This window comes from Thalassobacillus sp. B23F22_16 (assembly GCF_043496955.1).
GTDB lineage: Bacteria > Bacillota > Bacilli > Bacillales > Halobacillaceae > Thalassobacillus > Thalassobacillus devorans_A.
Genome location: NZ_JBIEKD010000047.1, coordinates 1 through 8,990 on the forward strand (window position 1 = coordinate 1; position 8,990 = coordinate 8,990).

Consider the following 8,990-nt stretch of genomic DNA (forward strand, 5'->3'; position numbering starts at 1 on the left):
TAGGGCTTCGCAGTTTGTATCAAAGATATATTTTCTTACGTCAATCTTAAAGAAACCGCCGTATACGGGTCCGTACGTACGGTGGTGTGAGAGGACGGAGGTTAGTCACCTCCTCCTACTCGATTAAAAAGCGTCACATGTGAACCATTTTCGCTTTATGTAGTAAAGTAGAGGTAGCATGTATAGTTTATCATCTTGAGATCAGCGAAATGCTGGGATATTTACATAAAAAACAGCTGATTGTCAAAGACTGAAGGGGGAATCATTATGCGCCATGCGCTGATTACGGCCGGGACAAAAGGACTGGGTAAAGTAGTGACTACACGTTTCTTAGAGAAGGGACATTCTGTAACGGTCACCTATCGTACTGACCGTAATAAAGCGGAACAGCTTCTGGAAGAATGGCCAGAGGAGCACAGCCGCATTCAGATTATCCAGGCAGACGTAACAAAAAAAGAGGATCTGATCAGGCTTGTTCAGGAAACCGTGGACCGTTTTGGGAGGATTGATTATTTGATCAATAATGCGGGTCCTTACATCTTTGAACGTAAGAAATTACTCGATTATACACAGGAGGAATGGGACGCTATGATCCGTGGTAACCTGGATGCTTCCTTTCATTTATTTCAACAGGTTGCCCCTTATATGAGAAAGCAGCAATTCGGCCGAATCATCAATTACGGGTTTCAAGGGGCTGGTGCAGCATCAGGATGGATCTATCGTTCTGCTTTTGCAGCTGCTAAAGTCGGATTGGTTTCCCTGACGAAAACGATAGCTTTTGAAGAAGCGGAAAATGGCATTACATCCAACATGGTTTGTCCAGGAAATATTACGGGAGACATGAAGGAAACAACAATTGCAGAAAGCCGCAAATACCATGATGAACATACTCCAATAGGCCGGTCAGGTACAGGAGAAGATATCGCCCGTACCATCGAATTTTTATGCGATAAAGACAGCGACATGATAACCGGAGCCGTCTATGAGGTGACCGGAGGACTGGATGTCATCCACCGTCATCGATGATGGTGTAAATTTTGTCGATTTAAAATGTAAAAAAGTAAGATATTTGTTACAATGTAAAGGCTTACATTTGTGTCATCTATCCACTCGACACAAATAATGGTATAGTGATTGTGATAAGGGAAGGACAAGAGTCCTAGAACAATGGATTGGGAGGTAAATGAATATGAAAATCGGAGTACCCAGAGAGATAAAAAACAATGAAAATCGCGTTGCTATGACTCCGGCCGGGGTTATTTCTTTGACAAATGCCGGTCATGAAGTGTATGTGGAAGCAAATGCAGGAATAGGCTCTAATTTCACGGATGCGCAGTACATAGAAGCTGGAGCCCACATTGTCGACACAGCTAAAGAAGCCTGGAGTCAGGAGATGGTCATGAAAGTTAAAGAGCCCCTTCCTGAAGAATATGATTATTTTTATGAAGGGCTTATCTTGTTTACGTATCTTCATCTGGCTCCAGAGCCGGAATTGACAAAAGCATTGATCGATCGTAAGGTGGTCAGCATTGCTTATGAAACGGTTCAATCGGATAATGGCTCGCTGCCATTATTGACCCCGATGAGTGAAGTTGCCGGTCGTATGGCTACCCAAATAGGCGCGCAGTTTTTAGAAAAACTGCACGGCGGTAAAGGTATTTTACTTGGTGGTATTCCGGGCGTTCGCCGCGGCCGGGTGACCGTAATCGGCGGGGGAGTTGTGGGAACGAACGCTGCCAAAATAGCGATGGGACTCGGTGCCGATGTCACCATCATTGATTTAAATCCAGAACGTTTACGACAATTGGATGATATATTTGGGTCCGAAATCAATACATTAATGTCAAATCCATTGAATATCCAGGAAGCCCTTGCGGAATCGGACCTCGTAATCGGAGCTGTTTTGATTCCAGGAGCGAAAGCCCCGAAACTAGTTACCGATGAAATGGTACAGTCTATGATGAAAGGTTCAGTCATCGTAGATGTAGCAATCGACCAGGGGGGTATTTTTGAAACAACGGATCGAATCACTACCCATGACAATCCAACATATGAGAAACATGGTGTTGTCCATTATGCTGTTGCCAATATGCCTGGGGCAGTTCCGAGAACATCTACCATAGGATTGACCAATGTCACTATTCCTTACGCACTTCAGCTGGCGAACAAAGGATATCGTCAGGCTTGTCAGGATAATAAAGCATTGCGCAAAGGAATCAATACACTTGATGGTTTTGTCACGTACCGTGCAGTTGCTGAAGCTCATCAGTTGGAATACTCAGATGTTGAGACATTGTTAGCGTATAATTAATGGGGAACAGCGAGGAAAGATTAAACTTTCCTCGCTGTTTTAGATAGGATGAATATAAAAATTTTAATAAAAAAATGAAACGTTCTTATTATCATTCCGTATATAAAAGTGACGCAGCGTTTTCAGGAAGGAGAGGTGGCTGGTCTGGGACTGTTTTCACGTTTATTTTCAAATAAAAAAGCACAAGCTCCAAAAGTGAAAGAGCGAACGCCACTGAATATTCAAGTAGGAGATATCGTGAACTATGAACTGGTAGATTATGAAGTGGTAGGAAAAATCACTTATAGGGAACATGCCTATGAATGGTTTGGTTATCAATTGCTTGAAGGGCGCTCCACAATTTGGCTTTCAGCTGAAATGGACGATGAATTAGAGCTGGGTATTTATCGAACGATCAAACTGCCCGTCTCTCAGCCTTTCCCGAGCAAACTGGAATATGAGGGGAAGACCTTTCATAAGGATAGCGATGGGCAAGCAAGAGTAGTAGGTGAGGGAAGAAGCCGCAACGTTAATGGACAAATGATCCAGTATGCCGATTATATTTCAGAAGATGAGACAGCGTATCTTAGTGTGGAGGCCTGGGGCAGCGATACAGAAGTGAGTCTGGGTCACGATATTGATCCGTATGATATTAAAATTATAGCAGGGTCCCATTAATTTTAAGGAGGAGTTTAAAGATGTTCCAATTTTTTAAGCGTATGAAGACGGTTGTTAATTCAGAATTGAACGCGATGTTGGATAAAGCGGAAGATCCAGTGAAAATGCTGGATCAGTTTATGCGCGACATGGAAAATGATATCCGTGAAGCGGAGAGTGCTGTTGCCAAGCAGATTGCAAACGAGAAAATGTTGAAAAGGAAATATGATGACGCCCAGGCACTTGTCGATAAGCGAATGAAGCAAGCGGAACAAGCGATTGAAGCAGGGAATGAAGATCTGGCACGACGTGCACTGGAAGATAAGAATAGTCAACAGGAGCAGGCGGAGCAGCTGAAGGCATCGTGGGAACAGGCAAAAACAGATGCAGACAGTCTGCGCGAAAAGCTTGACGAAATGAAAAAGGAATATCAGCAGATGAAATTGAAGAAAGATTCTCTTAAAGCTCGTTCCGAATCTGCCAAAACCCGTACGAAGATGAATCGCACGATGTCCAATATCGGCGGAGATGAATCTCGCCAGGGTTTCGACCGGATGGAGGAGAAAGTACTCCAGCAAGAAGCGGAAGCAGAAACAAGCGAGGATATGTCACAGGCCAGCCGTTCTTTGGACGATGAATTTGAAGCTTTGGAGAAAAACGGAGTGGATGATGAGCTGGCAGCCTTAAAGAAAAAAATGGGCAAAGAGTAACCCACTTACTGAGCATAGCTATGACAACAGATAATGGAGCTATGGTAGAAGGGTCTGACTCGAATAGTCAGGCCCTTCTCCGTTAGTCCATGAATCTCTCTCCAGAAAGGAGGACTCGATATGAAGGATTACCTGGTATTGTTTGGCTTAGGTATTATTGTAATCGTCTTGTTCATGAATGTCTTTGGCGGTAATGACGACAGGTCAAGAGGGATTACCGGGCCCCTATCTAACGAGGAACGTACATATGATGAGTTACCTGATGAACAGGCAAAAACAGATATTATCTCCGCTATGGAACAATCCAGCCCGGAAGATGCTGATAAAATGGTCAGTGACCATTTCCCCCTGATTGACACTATACGTACCGATCAGGGCATTTCCAAGATATATGTAACCAGGAAGTTCACCATACCCGAACTTGCCGATCTGCTTTCTGAAACGCTTGAGCCGGAAGAGAAGAGTGATTTTACCGAGAATAAACAAGTGCTTGTTTATCCGGATGATTTTGTAATTATGAAAGAAAGTGAAGAAGAGCCTGGAGTGGTGTTCATAGAACTGGCGAATGATCAATTCGTACGCAATCATTACTCCCCAGGTTTCTTTAATGGACTCCTGACTTATGCCGTGTTGAACCGAATGCTGAACTCCAATAATTGGGCAGATAAACAGGCTGGGCGTTGCCGGGCATCCAATGATTGTTATGGAGGGTACTCGATGTACGGTGGATACCGTTCAGGTGAGACAGGTACATTTCGTGGTTCGTCGGGACGTGGTGGAGGACCTGGCACAGGAAAATAATTATCTAGGAGGTTGAATTATGGGACCATTCATTGCTACTTTTGCTTATTTTGTTATTGCCATTATTGTTGTATTGGTCGGCTTGGCAATTTTTGAAGTGATCACGTCCAAGTATAAAGATTGGGATGAAGTTAAACAGGGTAACACTGCAGTTGCGTTATCGATAGCCGGAAAGATAGTTGGAATTTGTATCATCCTTTCATTTGCCATATATCATAGTTTGACACTGTGGGATACATTGATTTGGGGTGCTTATGGTGTGGCGTTGCAAATGCTTGCCTATTACCTGTTTGAAATTTTCACTCGAAAGTTCTCTGTCGAAACCATGCTGAAGGAAAACAATATCGCAGTCGGCATCATTTCAGTAGGTGTATCGATCGGCTTAGCCTTCGTTATCGGGGCATCCATCACATAAGCCTTCGTCTCGGGCTGCCTCCGCTTAGGCGGTGCAGCCCTTTTCTTTATTTTAAGAAAGTTTAACTTTGTTGAAGGATTAAAGTATAAGATAAACTAAGGCTTTCGCTATAAGTGCTTGGCGACAAGCCATATTTTCTAATGTGCATTCGGAGTGATTAACAATGAAACAAGAAGCTGTCAAACAGAGTCATTTCATATACTGGGCTTCTGGTATTGTCTCCATTTGCGGTATCATTTTTGAAGTTTTATTTGGCGCGTTAGGTTCCTACATACTTGGGGATGGAGTCAAACAATATACATTGACTATCAGCCTCTTCTTGACAGGCATGGGGATTGGAGCTTCCATTAGCGAAAAGGTGATGAAGCGATTAATTGTCGCTTTCATCTGGATAGAGTTCCTGGTTGCTTTAATTGGGGGCTTTTCCAGCTTCATTATGTTTGGAATGACAGCTTTTGCACCAGACGGGACAGATGCTTTATTTTTATACACGGTGACTTTAACCATTGGGGCACTGACAGGGCTTGAATTGCCGATTCTCATCAGAAAAGCAAATGAGATTGGCGTAGAACTTAACCGGAGTACTGCCCGCGTGTTATTTTCTGATTATGCCGGTGGATTAATTGGCGGTCTGTTATTTGTTTTCTTGTTGAGGCCACAATTAGGTATGGTTAAAAGTGCATTTTTTGTAGGGCTGATCAACCTGACAGTAGCCATGGCTGTGCTGTATTTATTCCGAAAAGAAATCTTAAAGCTGAAAATTCACCTGATTTCCGGGGTGGGAATCGCTATATTCCTGATTGCAGGATTGTTTTTTGGAGAAGAAATGGCATTTTCTTTTGAGCAGAAATTATACAAGGATCCCATCATACATTCAGAAAACAGCGCTTATCAAAAAATTATCCTTACCAAAGAACAAGGGGACACCCGTCTTTATCTAGATGGTTCGCTGCAGTTCAGCTCTTTTGATGAGTATCGTTATCATGAGACCCTTGTTCACGTACCGATGACTGCAACTGAAGATGCTAAGCGTGTATTAGTGCTTGGCGGTGGGGATGGTCTTGCTGTCAGGGAACTTTTAAAATATGACGAATTAGAATCAATCCACCTGATAGATTTGGACCCTGCCATTACCGAGCTGGCTAATAATAATTATCATTTGCTGCAGCTGAACCAGGGGGCATTGAAGGATGATCGAGTAACTGTGCGTAACGAAGATGCCTTTGAATATTTGGAAAAAGACGGGATGTTTTATGATGTCATTCTCATTGACCTTCCTGACCCGAATAATGAAAGCCTGAACAAATTATACACACGGGAGTTTTACTCTCTCGTAAGAAATCATCTGCGTCCTGGGGGAGCAGCAATGGTACAAGCCACAAGCCCTGTGTTTGCGACAGAAGTCTATTGGACGATAGATGAAACAATCCGTTCCGCCGGGTTGGAAACGGAAAATTTTCATGTAGATATCCCGAGCTTTGGGAATTGGGGTTTCGTCATGGCATCCCGGGATCCGATTAATTTATCTGGACTGGACTTTACTGTTGAAACCGATTTTCTGACCGAAGAGCTGCTTTCTGCTTTTACGGTGTTTGGAAAAGATGAGGACAGGGAAATATTCAATCGCAAAGGGGAAAAGGTTTCCCTGAAACCCAATACATTGATCGACCCTCATTTAATTGAAAAATACGAGCAGGCTTGGGATAATTACTAAATGAGGTTATAGTAAATTTTACGAACGAAGGAGAGGATAGTGTGAAAGCAACTTATCATGGTCATTCAGTCGTAAAAGTGGAAGCGAATGGAAAAATGATTTTATTCGATCCGTTCATTTCTGAGAATGGAAATACGGACCTTAATGCTGATGAAGTTAAAGCGGATGTGATCCTGTTGACGCATGGTCATAACGATCATGTGGGGGACACGGTAGATATAGCTAAGCGTAATGACGCATTGGTAGTAGCGCCTTTCGAACTGGCTACTTACCTTGGAAATAAAGGCGTGAATGCGCATCCGATGTATATTGGCGGCTCTCATGAGTTCGATTTTGGTAAAGTGAAGTTTACTCAGGCATTTCATGGCTCTTCTTACACGGAAGAGGATGGTACCATCGTCTACACTGGTATGCCAACTGGTATTTTATTGACGGTTGAGGGGAAGACCATCTTCCATGCGGGTGATACTGGATTGTTCAGTGATATGAAAATGATTGGTGATATGAATAATATCGAGTTGGCGTTCCTTCCAATCGGAGATAATTTCACTATGGGACCTGACGATGCATTAGTCGCAGCGAAGTGGCTCGATGCTAAACAGGTTGTACCTATACACTATAACACCTTCGATTTAATCAACCAGGACGGAAAAGCATTCGCAGAAAAAGTGAGCCCTGGAACAGGGAAAGCATTGGAAGTAGGCGAATCTATTGAACTATAAGTAAGACATGGAACCGTCACTCTACATGAGTGGCGGTTTTTTAACTGGTTAAACAGCATGGCGGCTTTACCAATGAAAATCCCGAGCTTGGATTTTCTGTAAAAAATTGCAGGAAGCCTGTATCATCTGTATAATAACAATTAGATACATAAACACTAGTACAGTTAGAAAGAATGGTGAATGACAATGGCTACGAAACATGAACAGATCCTGCAATTTATTGAATCACTTTCTGTGGGCAATAAAATATCCGTACGCCAAATCGCGAAAGAATTAAATGTAAGTGAAGGAACCGCCTACCGAGCGATTAAAGAAGCGGAAAATCAAAGCCTTGTGAGTACAATTGAGCGGGTGGGGACAATCCGCATCGAAAAGAAGAAAAAGGAAAACATTGAACGGCTCACCTTTGCGGAAATTATCAATATAGTTGATGGTCAGGTCCTTGGTGGTAGAGAAGGGCTATATAAAACATTGAATAAGTTTGTCATCGGTGCCATGAAACTGGAAGCGATGATGCGCTATACAGAAGCAGGGTCGTTATTGATTGTCGGGAACCGTACGAATGCGCATGAATTAGCGTTAAAAGAAGGAGCGGCTGTGTTAATTACAGGTGGTTTTGACACCGAAGAACGAGTAAAAAAGCTTGCGGATGAGAAAAAACTCCCGATCATTTCCACTAGCTATGATACGTTTACCGTAGCTGCAATGATCAACCGTGCTATTTATGACCAGCTGATTAAAAAAGAAATCGTCCTTGTCGAAGATATCTATACTTCATATGAGCAATCTTATTACCTTAAAACAACAGATTCCGTCCAAAATTGGCATGAATTAAATGAGGCTACTTCTCACAGCAGGTATCCAGTAGTCGACGCAGCTAACCGGGTAGTAGGGATGGTAACGTCTAAAGATGTCATCGGAAAAGACAGAAGTCTTGGCATTGATAAAGTGATGACAAAGAACCCTATGACCGTCCAGACGAAAACTTCCCTGGCAAATGCCGCTCACATGATGGTGTGGGAAGGTATTGAGATCATGCCGGTTGTTGATCAGCATCATAAACTCCAAGGCCTCATTTCAAGGCAGGATGTATTAAAAGCCCTCCAGCATATCCAGCGCCAGCCTCAGGTGGGTGAAACCATTGACGATCTCGTAAGCAAACAAGTAGAAGTTCTCGCTGAAGAAGGCAATGATATGCTGTTCCAGGTAGCTGTTACACCTCAAATGACCAATCAGCTTGGCAGCCTTTCTTACGGAGTATTTACTTCTCTCGTCACAGAAGCAAGCAGCAGACTGCTTCGCAAGTATAAAAAAGGTGATTTGGTGGTGGAGAATTTATCCATCTATTTCATTAAGCCGGTACAAATAGAAAGTGTTATTGAACTTAAACCGGAAATCATGGAAGTAGGTCGTAAATTCGCAAAAGTGGATGTGGAGCTTTACCATGAAAAAACGTTGGTTGGAAAAGCTTTGTTGATGGCTCAGCTAATCGATCGGTAATAAGAGAAACCTTTGATATATTTCACATTTTGGATGTTAATTAGATATAACATGATAAAAAGAGTCTGGGACATAACTAGCCGAAAATAGTAAAAAAAGGGTTCCGATTATCGAATTTTGATGACCGGAACCTTTTTTACTGAGTCAATCTCATAATTGGTTAGACGGTTTCCGTTTCAGG

The 8,990-nt window shown here is 42.8% G+C and carries 9 protein-coding genes; all 9 read left to right on the top strand.

The annotated features are described in order from the left end of the window. Positions 1–267 precede the first annotated feature (267 nt). The 9 genes from ACGTNI_RS19595 to ACGTNI_RS19635 all read left to right on the top strand — a co-directional run bounded on the left by ACGTNI_RS19595 (position 268) and on the right by ACGTNI_RS19635 (position 8,809). Positions 268–1,026: an SDR family oxidoreductase gene (locus ACGTNI_RS19595; protein ID WP_085509102.1), complete on the top strand. Its 759-nt coding sequence runs from the start codon at positions 268–270 to the stop codon at positions 1,024–1,026. A gap of 163 nt (positions 1,027–1,189) precedes the next feature. Continuing rightward, a complete protein-coding gene (gene ald / locus ACGTNI_RS19600; RefSeq protein ID WP_085509101.1) occupies positions 1,190–2,311 on the top strand; it encodes an alanine dehydrogenase in 1,122 nt (373 codons plus the stop codon). Positions 2,312–2,455: 144 nt separating this feature from the next. Continuing rightward, positions 2,456–2,968, top strand: a complete 513-nt coding sequence (locus tag ACGTNI_RS19605; RefSeq protein ID WP_085509256.1) for a DUF4178 domain-containing protein — start codon at positions 2,456–2,458, stop codon at positions 2,966–2,968. A gap of 20 nt (positions 2,969–2,988) precedes the next feature. Further along, entirely contained in the window at positions 2,989–3,657 is a 669-nt protein-coding gene (locus tag ACGTNI_RS19610; RefSeq protein ID WP_085509100.1) for a PspA/IM30 family protein, read from the top strand. Between the two features lie 120 nt (positions 3,658–3,777). Further along, a complete protein-coding gene (locus tag ACGTNI_RS19615) occupies positions 3,778–4,458 on the top strand; it encodes a DUF4247 domain-containing protein (RefSeq protein WP_085509099.1) in 681 nt (226 codons plus the stop codon). 19 nt (positions 4,459–4,477) lie between these two features. Beyond that, positions 4,478–4,873 (top strand): DUF350 domain-containing protein, encoded by a 396-nt coding sequence (locus ACGTNI_RS19620; RefSeq protein WP_394464199.1) that lies wholly within the window; start codon positions 4,478–4,480, stop codon positions 4,871–4,873. A 163-nt stretch (positions 4,874–5,036) separates the two neighbouring features. Next, a complete protein-coding gene (locus tag ACGTNI_RS19625; protein WP_394464200.1) occupies positions 5,037–6,587 on the top strand; it encodes a polyamine aminopropyltransferase in 1,551 nt (516 codons plus the stop codon). Between the two features lie 41 nt (positions 6,588–6,628). Beyond that, positions 6,629–7,309 (top strand): metal-dependent hydrolase, encoded by a 681-nt coding sequence (locus tag ACGTNI_RS19630; protein ID WP_085509096.1) that lies wholly within the window; start codon positions 6,629–6,631, stop codon positions 7,307–7,309. Positions 7,310–7,495: 186 nt separating this feature from the next. Then, positions 7,496–8,809 carry a CBS domain-containing protein gene (locus ACGTNI_RS19635; protein WP_176224068.1) on the top strand — a complete coding sequence of 438 codons (1,314 nt, stop codon included), beginning with the start codon at positions 7,496–7,498 and terminating at the stop codon, positions 8,807–8,809. The last annotated feature ends 181 nt before the right edge of the window (positions 8,810–8,990 follow it).